We start from the raw sequence: 19,142 nt of genomic DNA on the forward strand, positions 1-19,142 counted from the left end.
GGCGCCGATTTCTGTCAGGAGCCTCTCCTTGCGATGCGGAGCGACTGGCTGCCAGGCTCTAGTGGCAGGGTTCCAGATGCTCTGATGCGCCCATCGGAGAAACCGCCGCCGACGGCCCGTTTGCACTGTGCCGGGGAGCAGACCGAGGACAGGCACCAGTCGGAGGCGCGGATCAGATTTCGCTTGAAGGGCTCGCACGAGTTTCAGATCGTCCGCGTCAGGAAAGACGTGATGGCCAAGCAAACCTCGGTACTGCGTTAGGAGCGCCGCCGCGGACTGTCGCAATTGCGGTGAGGGCCTGCACGTGATGCGTAAGGGAGCGGGGAAGGGCAGTGACGTCAGACATTCGTGAGTCCGGAATGGGCACCCAATGCGCCGACGACCCCATGATAGCGAATAACTGCCATTATTCGCCATCTTAAATTCGTAGTGTTATGTATATTTTTCCGTGGGTTATGGCACACTTTTAAAACAAAGAAGAATGATCACCGCCGGTTTTCGGCGCGTATAAGGACATTACGTGGAACGCAGCCAGAGCGAACGGATTGTGCGATTCATTGGCAGCCTGCTGCCGCTCTACGCCATGGAATACGGTGTCGAAGCCTGTCGCGCGCGTCAACTCGCCACGGGCATTACCCTGGATGTCGTCGGCGATAGCGAGGCGGAGGATGCGCAGGGACTCATTCAATTGCGCCATCCTAGCGCGGGCGAGACCTGGATCGTGGAGGGGCGCATGCTGGCGACCGAGGCCCTGAAGCAGTACGTCGACCTGCTCGGCTTTGGTATGCCGGAGAAGGCCCGGCGCAGGGAATTCCGGCGCATGTGCGACCATTTCGCCTTCAAGACCGGGACTTACGCTTACATTGAATGGGAGGACGACCAGTCAGAGGCGCTCGTCCTCGCTGGCAAGGTCGTCCGCGCGCTGGGCAAGGAAGTCGCCATGAGCGGATTCAAGAGCCTGCTTGGCTTGCCGTGATTACCTGCGCCATGCCGTTTTACACCTTGGCCTAAGAGGTGAGCTTGGCGACGGCGTTCCTTATCAGAAGCACGGCTATGGCTGCGACGTCCAGGGAAGCGACTGGGCTGTCGATTTTGACTTCGGCGAGAACGGGCGGCGAGCCTGCGTTCAGCATCGATTGAAGGCAGCACGAAGTGCGAATACCTGGAAATAGGTGGCATGGTTTGACGGGGTGACACGGTTAAACGGCAAGGTGACATGGTTAAGCGGGAAGCGACACAGGTCCCGATATCCCGGGAACAGGGCCGATGTCGACAGGCACATGTGTTCGCATTCTTAGTAACTTAGGTCGCCCGTTGCATAGATTCACAGCTTGAAAATAGGGCTTTCTTCCCTGGAAACAGAATCTCGGCGTTGCAGGTGTGAAAGCGCGCCATATGTTGCGCAATCCTCGTCCAAGTCCGCAACACCGTCAGATGATAGCGAGTTGCTCTGGGTGCGTGTGTTGCGTCCGTCGCGAGCGGCGAGTGCGAGCAGAACGAGTCACGCTGCTGGGAGTGTGCCGAATTCGTGCACACCCGAAGCTTTGGGTGCTTGGCGTGTCCACTCGTCAGCGCGTGCCCGCGAACGCGCGCAGGAATGTTGTTACGGCGTCACGCACGCACTGTTGTTGCTGCACGGCGGATGGCATCGTGACGCCGGCGACGCCGGCGACGCTGGATGCCTGGAAGTCTGAGTGGGTCGCTCACCTCGATGCGGAGTTTGAGGCCGCGAAGACCTACCGTCCCGAAAAGCCGGATTGGCTGGAGGGGCGCTGGAAAGGCTTGCGCACGGAACGCGGCACCGCCGTTACTGATACGGGCGTGACACGTGACACCCTTGCGCGCGTCGGTGCCGCGCTGACCAGCAGGCCCGAAGGGTTCCGAGTACATGCGACCGTGCAGCGCTTCCTCGATGCACGCAGGAAAGTGCTCGATGACGGTGCCGGCGTCGACTGGTCGACGGCGGAGGCGCTTGCACTCGGCTCGCTTGGGCCACCGGCAACAAGGCGTCTGCGGGGAGGAGCTAGCGCTCTGGCCATTGCAACTAAGTCGTCGGTCGCTATTTGGCCTTCTCTGCCTTGAGAGAGGCCTTTACGTCGTTCAGTTGGCGTATGAGGGTATCGACATTGCGGATGCGGTCGTCGAGCAAGCGCTGCTGTACCGTCACAGGCGGTCTTTCGTTATCGCCACCCACTATCATCTGCAGCAGGGCAATGTCTGGTGACGCCGGATCCTCGACCTCCTTGGCTAGCGCGAGCCATGCCGATGCATCGCGGTCTAGACGTGCTAGGGCTTGATCGAGCGCAAACGAGAGGATGCACTTGGCGGCGGCATCGGTTGTACGCATGGCAGTCAGCCATGGCGCCGAGTCCTGGTCGGTTGTCGTTAGCGCACTGGCGCGGGCAAAGTGCCCCCGATACAACTGAGAAAACGCAGACTCATCACGCAGTGCAGCGAGCGTATCGACAATCGGCTCCAGCGAACTGAATGGCCTACGTTCGGCGGGAAGTGCTGCACGATGCGACCATAGGTCAAGGATCGCGCTGGCACATGCCCGCTGCGCGACAAGTCGGTCGTTGGACGGGGTCGCGGGGACAGCGAGCATGAGCTCGGCAACGTACTGCCCCATCCAGACGCTGAGCAGGTCATGATTTCCGTCGTCGTTTAGACTGCCGACGAGCTTTCGGCCGAGCGCCAAGGCGGCGCGAAATTCCGGTGAACTGTCCGTCGGGTGCGAGTCTGTAGATTCCGTAGAGCCTTTCTTCATGTGTGTTCTCGTCATTGTCGGCTTCGTAGGAGCGGTGGACGCGTCGACGCTCTAAGCCCACAGTCACAACTAAACAACGCTCCGAGGTGTTGGTAACTCGGTTCAGAAAATCCATGGCTGCAACGAGACGGTGGCCGCGCATTGCAGTACTGGCGTCGTCGCTGGGCTTGCCGTCGCTCCACGTAAGGGCTTCGAGAGCCCGCTGTCCGTCACGGTTGCACCAAACGCGCTGGACGTTATCAGCACCGAGCCCGAATCGTTCAACAAAGCCGTCGGAAGGCACGCCAAACCGAGGGTCGAGGCCGGCAGCCCACGGATCAACTTGATCGACACGCTCCTCACAGTCAAGCTCGTGCACCCAGGGCTCCAAGGCGAAGCCGTAGGCGTCAACTGACTCGTCTTGGTCAGAGGACGGTAGCCTTATCGAATAGAGTTCGTCGGCGGTAGCCAATGCACGAATAAGGGCGTCTGCGTGTGTCGCCGAAACAAAAGCCGACGTGATCGCTATTCGCTCGGTGATTCGATCGCGTGTCGCCGTCCAGTCGCCATGGACAACGATCTCACTGCCGTTAGCTATCGCCGCGAGCAGTTGTTCATGCACGACCGTCTGATGGCTATGTCCATCGGCCTGAACTTCCTGTTCGGCCTGTGGAAGGGCGGGCGTCGTGTCCCGGCGGTCTGCGAGCCACACGCGGTGGGGCAGGGTGACATCAAACCGATCCAGCCACGCGGCGAAGCCCTCCGAGTCGTAGCGCGGATCAACATGAAGCGGGCGACTGGCGAGAAGGCGACCCGCTGTGACAAGCGTCGCGTGATGGGCCAGATAGAGTGAATAGGTATCTCGCTCTGCGGCACCGTCATAGCGACGCAGGGAATCACCGCGAAAGAAGTCCCGCGTAACGCGAGGATCCTGGTTCCAACTTCCGTCAAAGGCGAGCTTCCATTCGTCGCGGATAACCGTGGCCGCCACGTCTTCCACCTCTGCCGTGGACATCCCAAAGCACTGGGCAAGCGGGTCGACCACATGGCGTGAAAAGTCGTAGTTGAACAGAAAGCGACGGTCACCGTCGCGAGCCCCCGGCGCGGAGCGCCTCGGTCCGACCCTGTTGTGTGTGACGGTGGCGTGGGGTGACTCGTTGATGGCAGCAAGCTCACGCTCGCGTGTCGCGGTCAGTTCAACGCGTCCGGCTGTGTGAAGCTCAAGCAACGTCTCGGCCGCGAGCCTGCGCAGGAGGGCGTGCTCGGTCCCCGCCGATGCCTGCGCCTGCAGTAGCGTGTCAAACCGCTCAACGGCCTGCGCACGGGCCTTTGCCGCGCGCCGCAAGGCAAATAACAGCCATTGCAATGCATGCCTTTCGTAAAACGGGAGCGACTGGTCGGTATACGCGAACGACGAGGCTGTCGTCGCCAAGTCCTGGAGGGCGTCCAGCATGCTGTCGCGTTTAGTGGCACATAGGATGCCGACAGCATGCGCCGCTTGCCAGCGTGTGGCCGCCTCAGGCGCACCCAAGGCCGCCCAAAGGTACCCCGCCAACGCGGGAACCATGCCCGGAGTCGCGAGCTCAGGTTGCCACGGACCGTCCGATATCCGCGCGGGCAGGTCCGCTTCCAGTAGTGTCAGGCCATACCTCAACGCCTGCCGCGCGTCTGCCGCCGGGATCAATGCGGCGAGAACGCCGACTAACCGGTAAAGATCGGGCGCGTCCTCGGGAAGGGTGGAGGCCGCTTGTGTTGTAACGGCGCGGCGCAGGAGGTCGCCGTAGTTAAGCGTGGTGTAACGAGCAACGAAGTCGCGTGCTGGCCTTGAGAACCAGCGGTCTTGAGAGACGGCACCAGCCTCCTTTTTGAAAAAGGTCTGCATGCACTGCGAGAGCGCCGCTCGCGCTGCCATGGACGTCGCCCAGACAGCCGGGAGGAGATCATGAATGCGTTGCAAGTCGTAGACGCTATTTACCTCGACCGCGAAGAGCACGGGCAAGAAGGCCGCCACGTGGGGAAGACTGATGCGCGAAAAGAGATGGCCGAAGAATCCGTCGACGCTCCTGCCCTCGCGCTCGGCGCTGAAGCGCCGTTTCGCCTCCTCAATGCCAGCTTTTGTCAGCAGATCCAGTCCATCGAAGACGGCGTCGGACGGCAGCGCCGGCCTGGGCGTACGGCCGGTTTGCCCCTTGTCAGGGCGGCTGCGCCCCTGTGGAATGGGTTCCTGGTAAGTGATGTCGTGGCGATCAAGACCGTGTCCGGCCAGGATCGCCGTTACCTTCGGCCTATCGTCGGCGGAGAGCGGCGCCAATGTCGTATACCGAGAGAACACGTCGACCACGATGGCCTTGTTCGCTGCATCTGGCTCGGCTTCTAAGGTGGCCCGCAATAGGTCAATACGCGACCAGTAGTCGGCTAAGCCGAGGAACGCAAAGGCGTCGCGCGGATCCAGTTGCCCGCTTTCGATGAGCGTACTGACCGCCTTTTCCGCGACGCGCGACCGTTCGCCGAAATGACGGTCCGCCCAGCGGCTGGCAATCGCGAGCGTGGACGACGGGGAGATTTTTGCCATCGCAACGACCGTTTGTGACCAGTCGAAGTGCTTGTCCCTGACGACGAATTCGTAGGTGAATTCCGCGCCGCGCGCTAGGCGATAGGCGTCTTCGGCATCGGCTCCAGAGGCATCCAGCGGCGGGGTGGCCAGATGCAATAGGGCGGACCAGCGATCGAGGTTCTCTTCACCAATTCGGCTGGATACCTGGATTGCTTCGTTGAAGTAAGCGTGCGCCTCATCCGGGCTTGAGGCCAGGAGTGCCCGGGTTACGTCGACGTAGAGGTCAACTTTAGTTTCTGCCGGGTCAGTCAACTCCGCGGTTTGCTGAAAGGCCTCGCGCGCAAGGGCGAAGGCCTGCTCGTAAGCGTGACCATGGATCGCTGCCCGCCGGCAAATGCGAATCATCGTTGGAATGAACGGGCGGGTACTCAGACCGCTAAGCCAGCGCTCGAATTCCGGCCACAGGAGCGCCGGTGCGGGCTGGCCGAGAATGACCTCGGTCCACAGCAGCGCGACTTCATCGGCGATGGGTGAGCGATCATGATGATCGAAGCGGCCGGCGCCGCGCATGGCCGCGATCGCTTGCTCGATTCGACCGGGCACCGTGTCGGCGCCAATGCCGTCCAGAAGCGCCTCGGCGGCAAGCGCATGCCATGGGATCAGTGCGCCCACCTCCTCGTTGAAGCGCCGAACGGACGGCGACGACGTGCCTTGGTCGCGTTCGTCCTCACGGATGCGCTGCGGGGTCATTGACTTCAGCGAGAGCGGCTTGCCCAGGAGGGCTGCGCGAAGGGCGTAGAAACGCATGGCCACCAGGCGCTCTCGGGGTGCATGTTGGGCGTGGAGGCTGTAGGGCGGCGCGGACGGGGTATAGCGCCTCACAAGTCCCTGCAGCTGCCGTTTCGAGGCAACGCGAAGGGATCGGGCCGCAACAATCACGCCACTGATGGCCTCCAGGCGCCGGTCATCGTCCTGCCAATTGGCCGAGGTCGGCAATTCGATTCGACGGTGCAGCAGCAATCGCAACAGCCGACGGACCGCCAACGCGGGAGGGGCATGGCCGATGCGGCGTAGCTGGACGACCGAAGCAAGCAGCAAGCCAACATCGTTCCGCGCAGCGATCGCCAGAGCGTCGATGTCGGTGAAGCGGCCCGCATCGGCGAGTCGAGAGATCAGGAGGTTGCCAACGCGAAACGACAGTTCTCTGGGGCGCCATCTGCGAAGACATCTTGCACACGCGACGGCACCGTGCAGATTCAGTTCTGCAAGGCATAACTCGGCCACGTCGGCGTCCTCAACGCGAGTGGTGGGGTATTCGTCGTTCTTATCGCGGTTTCTGAAGAAGTGCCGAAGCCAGTCGTATGCCATGCGCAGATGGCTCCGGGCCTCCCCGTGCAGCGCGGCATTGCCCGACAACATGGCGGCTTCGTACGCATGCTCGGAGCCCGTCCAGCTCCCCCCGCCGACCTGACGTCTGGACACGTGTTCGGATAGCTGCGCGGCGCCGAGGAAGCGCGCAGCGAGGTCGGTGTTGCGCGTGAGGAGATTTTGTTGGCGTTCGTCGGCCGCGGCGAGTTGAGCGGTCTTGAGCGCCAGATGGGCCGCGTCACGATAACGCGCTCGTCGGACGGCGGCCTTCAGGGCGAATCGAAGCCGTTGTAGCTCGATATCTCGGCGTGCGATCGCGCCCGTCGCTGGGAGCCCTTCACCCAGCAACGCCAGTTCGACTAATTCATCGAACTCGCCAGCCTCGAGCATCAGCTGGGGGAGTGCGGCCGCCACGTATTCGCTGGACGTGGCCAGTGCCTTTTCGCTGGACGTGGCCAGTGCCTTCAGTGGGGCGATGAATGTGTGTAGCGCTGCCGTGGCCGGGCGATAAGTCCGGCGAAACCAATCTTCTGTGGGTTCATCCCTGAACTGGACGGCGTCGTCCCTCAGCAGCACGGACTGACCGAGATCCAGCACGGCACTTCGCGCCATCGCGACCGGTACGTCGGCCACGCGCGCCAGAATGTCCGTGGGGACGAACGGTCGGAGCGTCGCCAGGGCGGCGAACAAGCGATCGAACTGGGCGCGTTCGACTCCTACCGCGTCGTCGAGCAGTCGGTCCACCGTTCGAGCGAGACTGCGTGCGATGGTGTCATCGACGCTTTGTGGCGTGTGGCCGAGCATCGAAAGCATGCCGGAGACCGAGCTCGAGGCTGATAGGAAATACGCCTGGACGCGTGGGTTCTGCGATGTTAGCCGGTGAAACTCTTTGGCATCGTCGGCGTTGGCGTCGGGGTAGTGCAGGCAGAGGTGCGCACGTGTCTCCTCCAGGTCAAAGGTGCGCAGGGTGATGCGTTGCGCTGTCGAGGGCGGCTCGAGCAACGCGATACGATAAGGGCGCCCCGTGAACACGATGCGCGTGTTTTCCGGGAACGTCTCGCGTAGTAGCAGGCGGGGGAAGCTATCACCGTCATCCAGATCGTTGGCAATCATCTGCGCGTTATCTGCAGCGTCGATGACAAGCACGAGCATCGCCTCGTCATGCCGTGCCGCAAGGGCTAGGCTGGCTTGGATCACCCGGTCGCGGAACGCCCGAACATAGGCGGTGTCGTCGGCTTTCGCGCTGGGAATGAGGGGGTCGCAAAGGGATTGAGCGGCCATCTCATTCGCAATCTGGACCAGCCCGTCCCGAGCCCGGTGGCGGTACCCGCTCGCGCCCCGGTAGGCGCCGTTGCCAAAGCAGTCGTAGACGAAGGTCGCGCTACTGGGTGCGAACTGGGCGGCTAGCTGCGTCGTCGTGACCGACTTGCCCTCGCCGCCATCGGCCTGGATGATCGTGAATCCAGGGTGGGAACCTATCGCGCGGGCAATCGATGCCGTCTGGTCGCGGTCAACGAGGTCGCTGGGAACCTCAATAAGCGGTTCCGCCGGAAAGAGGTCGCGCAGGGAGACGTCGAGTGCGTGGAGCACGTCCTCGCGCCGTATGGTCGGGTTGTCTGCCGATTCCGACAGTGCCTTGCGCGTCACCAGTTCCTTGAGCTTCAGCGGCGCATCGCGATCCTGGTCCGGCAAGTAGCTGCCCACATCGCGGTCCAGGAGCGTGCGCTGTGCAAGGTAATCTGCCGTGCCTGGTATTAACCTGACCAGGGCGGCAAAGTCACGGAAGGTTGTCGGTGAAAGGCCGGTCTGTTTGCGCAGATAACGCGCTTCCCGAGATTCCTTGGTCGGGGCGTCTTGGGTAAATACGGCGACCACGGTGTCCGCAATCGGGCGGGTCGTCTCGAACTCGAAGCGCACGCGGGCATGGACAACGTCGCGCCCGAAGGTGTCAACCAGTTCCACGTAGCGAGCCGCAAAGCCCGCGAGCGTCGGCGCCACCCCGCTGGATGTCCATGCCACCTCGCCGCGGCGGGTGGAATGTTTGAACTGGCGATAGTGCACGCGCGTAGCCTGCGGTAGCGCCTCGCCACCGTAGTAGAGCGCCAGGTCGATGACATCGAGACCGGCCTCGGCGTCGTCGGCACGGGTGACCCCCTCAATGGTGACAGCTACGAGATCCGTATGCGCTTCCAGCAGGCCCAGGCTCAGCCGGGCCGCGCGAAGGTAGTGAAATTGATCGCCGTCGCGGCTCGGGCGGACCAGATCAGTCCCTGTCATTGCCACTCCTTTTATGGGCATCCAGCCGGACATGACCGGCGCGCGCGTAGCGTACAACGTCGCGCGTGCGGGCGGAGGGCCAGCTTGGCGCAGTCGAGGGCGGCGCGTGGAACTGGCGCTCAGTTACCGCTTGGGGGTGCCGCGCCGCATGGCGGCCAGGCGGGCAAACCGATTCTCTCCGGCATCGCGCGCCATGACGCGCTCCGCGTAACGAATCGGCATGCGTTCGCTATCGCAGCGACCGGCCACCTGGACTTGTGCCGTCGTCGCGCCACTGCGGACCATGTCTTGGGCCGCGCCGACGCGGGCGGAGTGACTGGACAGCCACTGCGTGTGGGGATCCAGTCCTGCGCGCGCGGCGGCCCGGCGAAAAATTGCACTGACCTCGCGCGCGCTTAATGCCGCGCGTTCCTGTTCCTGCGCCCGGGCAACCCGTAAGGTCCAGCGCTGGCGTTCGGCGGCACTGATGGCGGTGGTCGGATCGAGGAACAGATCGTCGGCCACCGCATGAAAAATCCGACCAGCCTCGGGCGTTTCGAGGCGCCAGGCGTCCAGGGCCTGTAGCGTCTCCGGGCGCAAGTAGAGCGTGCGTCCGGTACCGGCCCGATCGGTCTTGGTGCGACCTAGGCGATACGTTGCGCCGCCGCCGGGCAGGGTGTCGAGACGGTCCCACATCATAGCCACCAGCTCCGAGGCGCGCATGAGCAGATCGTAGGCCGTGTGGAGCAGGGCGGTGTCCCGCTGTCGCCAGCCGCTGCTGGGCGTGGTCCGCCAGGGCTTGCATGCGGGGTGCCACCCGCCGCGTGGCGGCGTGGTCGCCCTGCAAAGCCGCAACCAACTGCTCGAGCACATCCAGCGTCAGCGGTGCCGCCTGCGCCTGTTCGCCGTCGAGACGTTCACGGACCAGGTCCTTCCAATAATCGCGAGCGATCGCGCTATCCATCGGGTTGGGGCATCCGTGGCGGCGATGGATGTCCGCCAGCGACCACACCATGTGCTCGATCGTGGCTTTCTTGCGGCCGGCGGTCATCAGGAGGTCGAGGAACTCGCGGACGTCGTCGAACGCGGCCGGCAGCACAACCCGGTCGTAGTGTGCGCAAAACGCCAGCCAGGTCAGCCAGTCGGCGGCGCGCTTGCGCCGGCTATTGGGCGCCAGCCCGTGGGTGCCGTGACAGGCCTGTTGGGCCACGTAGGTGGCCGCGGAGGCGGCCTGATCGGCCGAGAGCGCGAAGCGAAACGGCGTGCCGGTCGGGCTGATTACCGCGGTGGCTAGGGGCACGATGCCCTCGCCGGCCGCGGCGACCAGTTCGCCCAGTGAGTCGGTGGGGCTACGTTCCGGGGCGTCGCCCCTTACGGTGCTCGCCAGGCGTTGACGCGTCGCCTGGAAGGGGAGCGGTGGCAGGGCGGTCCGGCGGGTCATAGGGTGGGCTGAGGCGTGCTGCCTTCGTGCCTCATCAGAGGCACCACAATGTCTTCCAGCGGCCGGCCCTTGGACGGTTCTTCTACCGCCGCCCAGTATCAACCCCGAGACTGCTCGTGAAGCTGCTGCACGAAGCTGTTTATTGCTATAAATCAATGCCGTACAGCGTAAAGTGCGCTTTTTTTGACGATTCTCGGCCGACCCTCCATCAGAGGTGGTTCTTCAGATCATCCTGCCGCTACCAGCACCTTTCGTAAAGGAAGACGGCGAGGTTGTGGGCGGCTGAATGCGCGCGCGGCGCTGCCCAGTACCGCGGGACGCCGTGGGCATCAGTGATGACTTCTTGGCGTAGCGAAGCTGGAAGCGCGGAGTTCGATAGCCGGAGAAACACAGGCAGCCCCTGAGTGCAACAGCGAGAATGACCAGACGCTAGCCTAGGCAAAGGTCAATTGCGAGAGCTCGGCACCTGCGACGCAACACCCACCAAGTTACCAGTTGTTCGCATAATGTATATTATGTCAAATATTGGAATTCGCCGCGCGGCCGAAGCGATCCGCGACATCCTCGCCGCCGGGGCTTCGGCGATCACCGCCCGCAGCTACCGCACGGCGCTGGGTTACTGGGCCGCCTGGTACCGCGGCCTTTACGCCCGCGAGCCCACCCTGCCCGTGGCCGAACCCGTGGTCCTGCAGTTCATCGTCGACCACCTGCCCCGCGTCGATGCCGACGGCGCGGTGCACTGGGAGATGCCGACCGCGCTGGACGCGGCGCTGGTCGCCGCCGGCGCCAAGGCGGCGCTGGGGGCGTGGAAGCGCAGCACCGTGGAGCACCGGCTCTCAGTCCTGGCCAGCGTCCATCGGTTAAAAGATTTGCCTAGCCCGAGCGATTCCTCGCAGGTGCGGCAGCTACTGCGCAGTGCCCGGCGCGCCGCCGCCCAGCGCGGCAAGACCCCGGCAAAGAAAGCCGCCCTCACCCGGGATCCGTTGGAGGCCATGCTAGCCATCTGCGGGGAGGATCTGGAAGGTGTCCGCGATCGCGCGCTACTGTTGTTTGGGTTTGCCAGCGGCGGGCGTCGGCGCAGCGAGATTGCCGGTGCACGCCTCGAACAGCTACAACGGCTGGGCCCGGAGGCATGGGCGTTTCAACTAGGGCGCAGCAAGACCGAACAGGCAGGGCCGACAGCGGCCAGTGCCGGCGGCAAACCGCTGGTGGGTCGGGCCGCCGCTGCCCTCGAGGCTTGGATAGCGGCGAGCGGCCTCGTTCAAATCGAACTCTGAGTTCGGTGGTCCGCTTCCAAATAATTCCCCGATTCATCGAAGAAAGACTATGAGTAGCTACGAGAGCCTTAAGACGTTCATCAGGATTTATACCGAGACGATCATCGATGTTACTGTTTTACCGGAAGACCAGAGACCGATGCACTTATTGGCGCAGCGCGAGAAACGAAGTATGGCGCAGGCGAAACGCGCCGTTAGAGAGACGGCTGCGGACGTGATCTCCAATCTTGCAGATGAATCGGCACAGACGCTTGCCGAATTCTCCGCACGACTTGCTGACGCGAACGCTCCCACCATCGCGAGTGTGCGCGCAATGATGTCGAAAAAGCTCGCACCGGCAATAAAGCGCGGGGTGTTGAAGAGCGCAGAAGAATTCTATCTTGTCAAGGATCTCTTGGATTCGCCCAGTCTTCCAGACGACGAGCGAAGGAAGCTCGAGATCATGCTCGACACGTTTGAGTTTTCCTCTCGCTAGAGAACGACCGAGTAGTCGGCTCTCTCGTCGCCGAACGGGGTACTCCGCCGCGTCTGTGAAGTCAGGATTCTAATGATTCTCGAGCACTCGGAGGATATGACCTGAATACGGACATGCGCGACTTGTGCGTGCAGGTCAAAGGGGGAAATATGTTGAATGTGGTTATTTCTTCCGGCATCGCCGTGTTCCCGAGATCGGCTGTTTCGGCGGCATCGAATATTGAACGACGCCAGCCCGGACTATAGAACTGTAAGGGCGGGACCCTTGCAACGGGCACGCCTTCGCATGTTATGCGGACCGAGAGCTCTCTCCTTTGGGCAATCCCGATCCGAAAACACGTGGAATGGTGCAGCTGGGCATCGACAACTAACCTCCTCTTTCGTTGTTCGCGCACACCAACGACTCTCGGAGGCAAACGGTAGCCTCGGTCGAGGCGAGAGCACGCTTGGCCATGTGCTGGCTCCGGTGCAGTGCCTCCGCATCCGCCACGCTACGCTACGCCGAGGAGCCTAACCGGCAACGTCAGCCGACTTTCGTCGGGGAATCAATTGCAATCGTTCGGCAGATCGACCTCGGGGCCAGGCTGGATGGGCTGCTTATTTGGGTAGCCAGGATAGTGATAGCACAAGGTTCCGGCATCAATAATGATTTCTCCCGTACGGCGGTTCACCTTGACGAATCCGGCACTCATGGTCGGGTCCCTGGGCACGTTATAGATAAGTTGATAAGCGTAAAACTTCGTCTCTCCGCCGTCGTTATCTAGCGGGTATACGTCGGTTCCTTTATAAGGATGTTTTTTCGTCATGGCTTTAACCAGCGCGTCTGCCTTCTCTCGAGTCACGCCTTTCTCTTGCTCTTGCGCAAACCCGCCATTCACAGAAAATATCGCGATGATCATGGCCGCGCAGACAACTGTCGCTCTCATCTTAGTGCCCCGTGTCGAGATAGTTCTTGACGCTCTTGACCGTATTGATCATCTGGCGCTGGTAGTTTGGGTCGGGCTTTTGGTTATCCTGGACCGCCCAGCTTTTCGTCGACACTCAAGAGCCGGTTTGTGCGTAACGCCGTTCGAACTGTACCGGTGATAGATCGGCAGTGAAACCATGGCGACGAACCGGGTTGTAGAACATCTCGATATAATCGAAGACGTCCGACGAAGCGGCGGCACGATCCGGGTAGATCCGGCGCTTGATTCGCTCCTTCTTTAACGGGCTGAAGAAACTCTCCGCGACGGCGTTGTCATGACAGTTACCGCGTCGACTCATGCTGGCCACGATGCCATGGGCTTTCAAGAACGATTGCCAGTCGTCGCTCGTGTACTGACTTCCCTGATCCGAATGGAAGAGCACTCAGTCCGCCGTGCCTTCTTCGGTCGTGACGTCCTCCCGCAGCCGTCTCGAACGAATGTTCAACTTCCACTTCGTATCCTTTGCCTCGGCTCGATCGCGGTGCTGCCCTATTGGCGCGACGTCACGTCGTTGGGTGACTGACTCACTATCGCTTCTGCGCCGGGGCCAAATACCGTGCGATACCTCTTCGCGGCATCTGCTGGCGTCAATTGCTCGATGACGCGGCCGGAATCGACATCGACGACGTAGAGCCTTGCCAGGTTCATATCCTTGTAATCCGAGCTATTTGGAACCTGGCGTAGAACCAAAAGGGCGGATCCATGGTTGATCCAGCCGATTGACATGACATTCATATACTTGCGCCTTATCGCCGAAGGGAAACGCTGTTTTGATACGGCTGCGCCGACCTTCACTTCGTGAACTCCATTCCCGGAGATCACGAACACGCGCGTCGACCAAGTTCCTACGTCGCCGCCGTCGCTTGAGTTGATGAACAAGGCATTTGCCTCATTCGACCAATTCAGCTCGGTCAAGCCCGGGTTCATCACGTCCTGGACATCGATGACCTTGCCCCCAACGGTGAGCTGGGCCTCGTCGACGCCTGCATGGATCTTCGCCATGTTACCGGGCGACACCCAGTCGATCGTTTCGGCGGTCTCTTTCAGCGTTTCACTGTTCTTCGACCACAGGTCCCTTGCCGAAGACGCCATCGGGAGGGCCAGCGACAGGATCGCAAGGAGAACACTGGTACGCGTCGACATCATCATGATCCCTTTTTTGAGTACACCACTACGGGCATTCCCGCACCTTAACTAATCACCAAGGACACTTTAACGGTGCCTGCAGGCCCTTGATGAACACGAGCGTCGATCGCTTTCCCCAGGTATTCGCAGCCTTCTTTTCGCCCCATCGATAGATATCGAAGCGTACGTGTGGGCCGTTTCGTATCTTCTGGTCGCCGATGTCTTCGATCCGGAACGTGATCATACTTGGGCCGTCGTTTCCTGACGTATTCAAGCCAGGGGTCTCAATGGTGACCTCACCCGCTCCCACAACAGCAAGACCGCCTCGGTCAGTGGAGCGGCCGGGGTTACATCATTAAAACCGTTCCATACGGTCTTATGAACGCCAATCTCCTCCTGTCGATCGGCACGCCCTCCATCAAATCTTGAAGATCCGTGAAGAGGATCTTAAGGATCGCGACCTAGCCTCTCTCACATCGCACCGCCGCGTTCGCCTTCATGGCATGCCGCGGTTCGTTGGTACGGCAGTTGTGCCGTCGCCCTTCCCTACCCTCATCGCCAGGACATTCCGATGAACCCGTCGAGACCGTTACATGCTGCCTGGGTGGTTACCGCCCTGGGCTTAGTCACCGTATCCCCGCTTGCGATCGCCCAGGATAGTGCGTCCACCACGCAAGCCCCCGCGGCCGATCCGAACACGCTGCAGGCCGCCGTCGGTGTGGCTGCGGTCAACGCCCCCCGCTACGCCGGATCGAGCCGGGACCGTGTCCAGTTTCTCCCCGTGGCCTCGGTGGCGAAAGGTCCCTGGTTCGCCGACACGCTGCGCGGCATCGGTGCGCAATATCAGACCGACGGCGGCTTTTCGATCAGCGAGGCGTTTCATTACGACTTCGGTCGCGTGGATCGTGACAGCAACCTGCGCCCCGGTTCGAAGTCCCTGCGCGGCATGGGCGATGTGCCCGGCTCGATTGTGAGCCGCACCATCGTGGCCCAGCAGCTTAATGCCATGCTCTCGATGAGCGCGGAAGCGGAGTACTCGCTCAAAGATGGGACGCGCCGCGCCCGCTACCGCACGGGTGTCCAGCTTGCGCTGATCCAGCGGGAGGCGGACATGCTTACCCTCAACGTCGATGTCCATGGCGGCAATGCGGCGTTCAACCGTGCGTACTTCGGCGTGTCGTCCGCGCAGAGCGCACGCACACGTTTTGCCACGTATCGGGCGGCGGGTGGGCTGTACGCCTATTCGAGTAGCTTGAACTGGACGCATGTGTTCAGTCCGCGTTGGTCGTCCAACGTCGTCGTGTCCGGCGTGCGTTATAGCGGGCAAGTCGATGACAGTCCGATCGTCGCCCGGCGCACTGCCCTGACCTCGGCCGTGGCGATGAACTACTCGTTTTAGCTCACACGGTCGCCATGTGCCTCGAGCCGGATGCCCACGGCCGCGGGTAGCGATCACCGGGGCACCGCGTTGCGCGTTGGCAGTGTGAGCGTCACCTCCAGGCCGCCGTCGACCCGGTTCGCCGCCTGGATCACACCGCCGTGAGCTTCCACGATGACGCTAGCGATCGATAAGCCCAACCCGCTGCCGCCGGAATGCCGTCCGCGGGAATGCTCCGCACGCCAGAAGCGATCGAAAATACGCGGTAGGTCCTCAGCCGGGACACCCGGTCCGCGGTCCTGGATGACCAGGCGGGTCGTATCCGGCGACGGGATCAACAGCACCGTCATCGTGCCGCCGGAACCGGCGTAGCGGACCACGTTCTCGACGAGGATGGAGACAACCTGTCCCAGGCGATCGCGGTCGCCGTAGCACGGCGTCGGCGAAGGGACCTCGACGAGGCTGACGATCCCGGCCGCGTCTAAGGCCGGGGCCGACCAGCTCACACGATCGCGAATCAGCTCTGCCAGGTCGAACGCGTCCTCGCTCAGACGCAACTCACCCGCGCGAGCCACGGACAGAAAGTGAAGGTCCGACACCAGACGGTTCAGCTGGACCAATTGGCGAAGGATCATCGCCACCTGTTCAGGTTGCGGCTCGAACACCCCATCGAGAATCCCCTGCAGGCGGCCCATCGCGGCATTGAGCGGTGTGCGCAGTTCGTGCGCCAGGATCGCGCTGGAATCGAGGACCTCTCGCTCATAGCGCGAGAGCTTCTCGCACATCGCGTTGAAGTCCTCGGCCAGGCGATTGAGTTCGGCAGGCGCGTTCGGTACCAGATCCGCACGGGACGAGAAGTCGCCCTGGGACACCCGCCGGGCCGTGGCGGCAACGATGGAAAACTGCCGCGAGAGCGGGCGGGAGGTGACTAGGCCCAGCACCACGATGATCGGAATCGAGGCGGCCACGAGTGCATAGAAAAGCAGCCAATCGGTCCCCAACAGGCCCGGAACGACATCTTGCGGGTGATAGTAGTGCCGCAGGTAACCCCACAATTCTTGTTCGTGTTCCGCAGGGGACGCGCTGATCGTGCGAATGCGTTCAAGCGTAACGGGTGGGATCTTCTGTTCGGTCAGATAGGTTTCTGTGGCAAAGCGCAGCCACATGCACAGGGCGATGAGAAAGACGACGCCAAGCGCAAGCAAGCTCATGCGTACGGCTACCCATCGCCACAGGGAGAGAGCTCGAATAGGCTTGGCGCGGTGATTCCCGTTCATCGATAGCGGTACCCGACCGAGCGCACGGTCACCAGCACACCTGTCACCTCGACGGCTTCGAGCTTGCGGCGCAGGTTGTGCACGTGGGTGTCCACCACCCGCTCGAGCGCATCGCTGTCCGGCAGGCACGCCTCGAGCAGCTCGGCGCGGGTGAAGGCCTTGAAGGGCGTTCTTATCAGCATTGTCAGGATCCCGAACTCGGTCGGTGTCAGGTCCAGTACCACGACGCCGCGCGAGGCGTGCGCCACTTTCGCCGTCACCGATTCGGTGTCCACCGTCACCGGGCCTTCGACAAATGTGAGCGCCGTCGACGCGACCTGCACCGCGCGACGCAACACCGCATGCACACGCGCGACCACTTCCCGCGGGCTGTAGGGTTTGACGATGTAGTCATCGGCGCCGTAGCGAAGAGCGCCGATCTTGTCGGGTTCATCACCTAGCGCGGTGAGCATGATGACGGGTGTCTGGCTGGTCCGCCGAATGGTCGTAAGGACATCGGTCCCGCTGACGTGGGGCAGCATGACATCCAGCAGCACGATGTCCGGATGCCATTGCGCATGGGCCTCGATCCCTCGTCGGCCGTCCTGGGCGACGTGAACCTCGAAGCCATCCTTCAGCAGATAGGCCTGGAGGATGCTCGCACTGTCGGCGTCATCTTCCACGACGAGCACGCGTCGCGCCATCGTTTTCTCCCTTGATCGAATCTTAAAGAAAGGCCGACAAAGCCTTGAGATGGGTCCCTAACAATGCGCCCAGCTTATCAGTCTGGGAGCAGGCAGTGCGTCCGTTATTCAACGACGATCAATTCCTCTGGCCGCATTCGGCCGCGCTCATCTTTCTGCTCGTTTTGTGCAGCCTCTCGTCGGCGTGTTCGCTCGCTCCCACTTACCAGCGACCGCTCGTCGCGCTGCCTGCTACGTTGGGTGGACAACCTCGGATAGGCGTTCGTGCGCCGCCAACGGTTCCTACCGACGCGGGCACTTTGTCCGCCGAGGAAGTGCGCTTTCTCGGCGCGTTCGCGCCCGAGGGTGAAGCGACCCGCATCGTCTCCACTGCGCTGGCGGCCAATCCCGACATGCGTGCCGTCGCCTCCCAAGTGGCCGAGGCGCGGGCTAGCGCGGCCGCGCAGCGCTCGTCACTGTTCCCGCAACTCGATGGGATCCTCCAACGCGATAAGGTCCAGCTCGATGATCCGAACGCCGCCGCACTGCTGGGCCGCGATTTCAAATCGGCGACGCTGGATTTTCGTTACGAGCCGGATTTCTTCGGTCGCCTGCGCAGCTTGTCCGACGCTGCCTCGCATGAGTACCTGGCCAGCGAAGCCGCACGCAAGGAAGCGCGCGGCGCGTTGATCGCCGAGGTGCTGGGCGCCTACGTCGACGAGCGGACGGGCGCTGAGGTCGCCGACAAGCTCCGCGAGGCCGATGCCGCTGCTCAGGCGCTGGTGACCATGGCGGTCACGCAACACCGGGTCGGCACGCTCTCCGCCGACGATCTGCAGGCGCGCCGCGATCAAGCCGCGCGGGTGCACGTGTCGGCACTGGACGCGCAGCGACAGCACGAGGAGGCGATGCGCTACCTGTCATTGCTGACCAGCGACACGCTACCTGCCCCCGCCGCTGAGTCGAGCCAGCTCGGGCGCGTCGACACTGCGGCGACCGGCCTGGCCTCGTTGCCCTCCCAGGTACTGCTGGACCGACCGGACGTAATACGCGCCGAAGAACGCTTGCGCGCAGCCAATGCAAGCATCGGTGCCGCTCGCGCGGCCTTCTTCCCCTCCATCCAGCTGTCCTCCTCCATCGGCCACGTGTCCTCGGATCTGGATCATCTGTTCGGTTCCACCACGGGGGGCTGGACCTTTCTTCCGCAACTCACACTGCCGATCTTCGACGGCGGCGCGCGCCGAGCCAATCTGGATCTGGCCACGGCACGCAAGAACACGGCGGTGGCCAACTACGAGTCGACGGTGCGGCGCGCGTTTCGCGAGGTCGCCGACGCGCTGGGTGCGCGCGTCGTGGTCACGACCCGTGTCGCTCGTCTGGATCAGATGTGTCAGGCCGACGCGACGCGACAGGTCAAGACGTTGGGTCGGTATCGGCAGGGTCTGGAAGATCCCGCCCGATGGCTCGTTCGCACCATCGATGCCGCACAGGTCCAGGTCGATTGTGCGTCCGCCCGGCGTGATCGGGCACTCAATCGGGTGGCGGTGTTTCGCGCGTTCTACGGCGTCTCGCTGCCCTCCGCGTCCCTCGCCTCCGTCGGGCCGCAGCCTTGAGCC

15 protein-coding genes and 1 pseudogene are annotated in these 19,142 nt (G+C 62.6%); 8 read left to right on the forward strand and 8 right to left on the reverse strand.

The genetic code is table 11. The features are described 5' to 3' along the window. The first annotated feature begins 520 nt into the window (after positions 1-520). From VM621_RS13405 to VM621_RS13410, 3 genes are all read left to right on the forward strand, one after another. Positions 521-976 carry a hypothetical protein gene (locus VM621_RS13405; protein ID WP_325469471.1) on the forward strand — a complete coding sequence of 152 codons (456 nt, stop codon included), beginning with the start codon at positions 521-523 and terminating at the stop codon, positions 974-976. Further along, positions 963-1,172 carry a DUF6896 domain-containing protein gene (locus VM621_RS19625; RefSeq protein WP_414674533.1) on the forward strand — a complete coding sequence of 70 codons (210 nt, stop codon included), beginning with the start codon at positions 963-965 and terminating at the stop codon, positions 1,170-1,172. Before VM621_RS13405 ends, VM621_RS19625 begins: the two co-directional genes overlap by 14 nt. 478 nt (positions 1,173-1,650) lie before the next feature. Continuing rightward, entirely contained in the window at positions 1,651-2,082 is a 432-nt protein-coding gene (locus VM621_RS13410) for a hypothetical protein (RefSeq protein ID WP_325469472.1), read from the forward strand. Here the strand turns inward: VM621_RS13410 and VM621_RS13415 are convergent. The 3 genes from VM621_RS13415 to VM621_RS13425 form a co-directional block, all read right to left on the reverse strand. After that, positions 2,060-2,698 (reverse strand): hypothetical protein, encoded by a 639-nt coding sequence (locus VM621_RS13415; RefSeq protein ID WP_325469473.1) that lies wholly within the window; start codon positions 2,696-2,698, stop codon positions 2,060-2,062. The genes VM621_RS13410 and VM621_RS13415 overlap by 23 nt on opposite strands. Continuing rightward, on the reverse strand, positions 2,646-8,945 hold the full coding sequence (locus tag VM621_RS13420) for a hypothetical protein (protein WP_325469474.1): 6,300 nt from the start codon (positions 8,943-8,945) through the stop codon (positions 2,646-2,648). Before VM621_RS13420 ends, VM621_RS13415 begins: the two co-directional genes overlap by 53 nt. Positions 8,946-9,068: 123 nt before the next feature. After that, entirely contained in the window at positions 9,069-9,647 is a 579-nt protein-coding gene (locus VM621_RS13425) for a tyrosine-type recombinase/integrase (RefSeq protein ID WP_325469475.1), read from the reverse strand. 31 nt (positions 9,648-9,678) lie between these two features. On the opposite strand from VM621_RS13425, the gene VM621_RS13430 reads away from it, so the two are divergent. From VM621_RS13430 to VM621_RS13440, 3 genes are all read left to right on the forward strand, one after another. Further along, positions 9,679-10,218 (forward strand): hypothetical protein, encoded by a 540-nt coding sequence (locus VM621_RS13430; protein WP_325469476.1) that lies wholly within the window; start codon positions 9,679-9,681, stop codon positions 10,216-10,218. Positions 10,219-10,880: 662 nt separating this feature from the next. Next, complete coding sequence (locus tag VM621_RS13435; RefSeq protein ID WP_325469477.1) at positions 10,881-11,642, forward strand: integrase; 762 nt, start codon at positions 10,881-10,883, stop codon at positions 11,640-11,642. 49 nt (positions 11,643-11,691) lie between these two features. Next, positions 11,692-12,117 carry a hypothetical protein gene (locus VM621_RS13440; protein ID WP_325469478.1) on the forward strand — a complete coding sequence of 142 codons (426 nt, stop codon included), beginning with the start codon at positions 11,692-11,694 and terminating at the stop codon, positions 12,115-12,117. 544 nt (positions 12,118-12,661) lie between these two features. Here VM621_RS13440 and VM621_RS13445 read toward each other — a convergent pair. From VM621_RS13445 to VM621_RS13455, 3 genes and pseudogenes are all read right to left on the reverse strand, one after another. Further along, the gene (locus VM621_RS13445; protein ID WP_325469479.1) at positions 12,662-13,042 is read right to left on the reverse strand and encodes a hypothetical protein; all 381 of its coding nucleotides are present in this window, start codon (positions 13,040-13,042) and stop codon (positions 12,662-12,664) included. Between the two features lie 115 nt (positions 13,043-13,157). Beyond that, positions 13,158-13,466 (reverse strand): annotated as a pseudogene (locus VM621_RS13450) (IS3 family transposase); the annotation flags it as partial. Between the two features lie 107 nt (positions 13,467-13,573). Next, positions 13,574-14,227 (reverse strand): hypothetical protein, encoded by a 654-nt coding sequence (locus VM621_RS13455; protein ID WP_325469480.1) that lies wholly within the window; start codon positions 14,225-14,227, stop codon positions 13,574-13,576. Between the two features lie 553 nt (positions 14,228-14,780). Here VM621_RS13455 and VM621_RS13460 point away from each other — a divergent pair. After that, the gene (locus VM621_RS13460) at positions 14,781-15,608 is read left to right on the forward strand and encodes a MipA/OmpV family protein (protein ID WP_325469481.1); all 828 of its coding nucleotides are present in this window, start codon (positions 14,781-14,783) and stop codon (positions 15,606-15,608) included. A 53-nt stretch (positions 15,609-15,661) separates the two neighbouring features. Here VM621_RS13460 and VM621_RS13465 read toward each other — a convergent pair whose 3' ends face one another. Together VM621_RS13465 and VM621_RS13470 are read right to left on the reverse strand one after the other, a co-directional pair. After that, on the reverse strand, positions 15,662-16,798 hold the full coding sequence (locus VM621_RS13465) for a sensor histidine kinase (RefSeq protein ID WP_325469482.1): 1,137 nt from the start codon (positions 16,796-16,798) through the stop codon (positions 15,662-15,664). Between the two features lie 62 nt (positions 16,799-16,860). Further along, positions 16,861-17,547 carry a response regulator gene (locus VM621_RS13470; protein WP_325469483.1) on the reverse strand — a complete coding sequence of 229 codons (687 nt, stop codon included), beginning with the start codon at positions 17,545-17,547 and terminating at the stop codon, positions 16,861-16,863. A gap of 95 nt (positions 17,548-17,642) precedes the next feature. On the opposite strand from VM621_RS13470, the gene VM621_RS13475 reads away from it, so the two are divergent. After that, entirely contained in the window at positions 17,643-19,139 is a 1,497-nt protein-coding gene (locus VM621_RS13475) for an efflux transporter outer membrane subunit (protein WP_325469484.1), read from the forward strand. Positions 19,140-19,142 lie beyond the last annotated feature (3 nt).

The sequence above is a fragment of the Luteibacter sp. genome, assembly GCF_035539195.1.
GTDB lineage: Bacteria > Pseudomonadota > Gammaproteobacteria > Xanthomonadales > Rhodanobacteraceae > Luteibacter.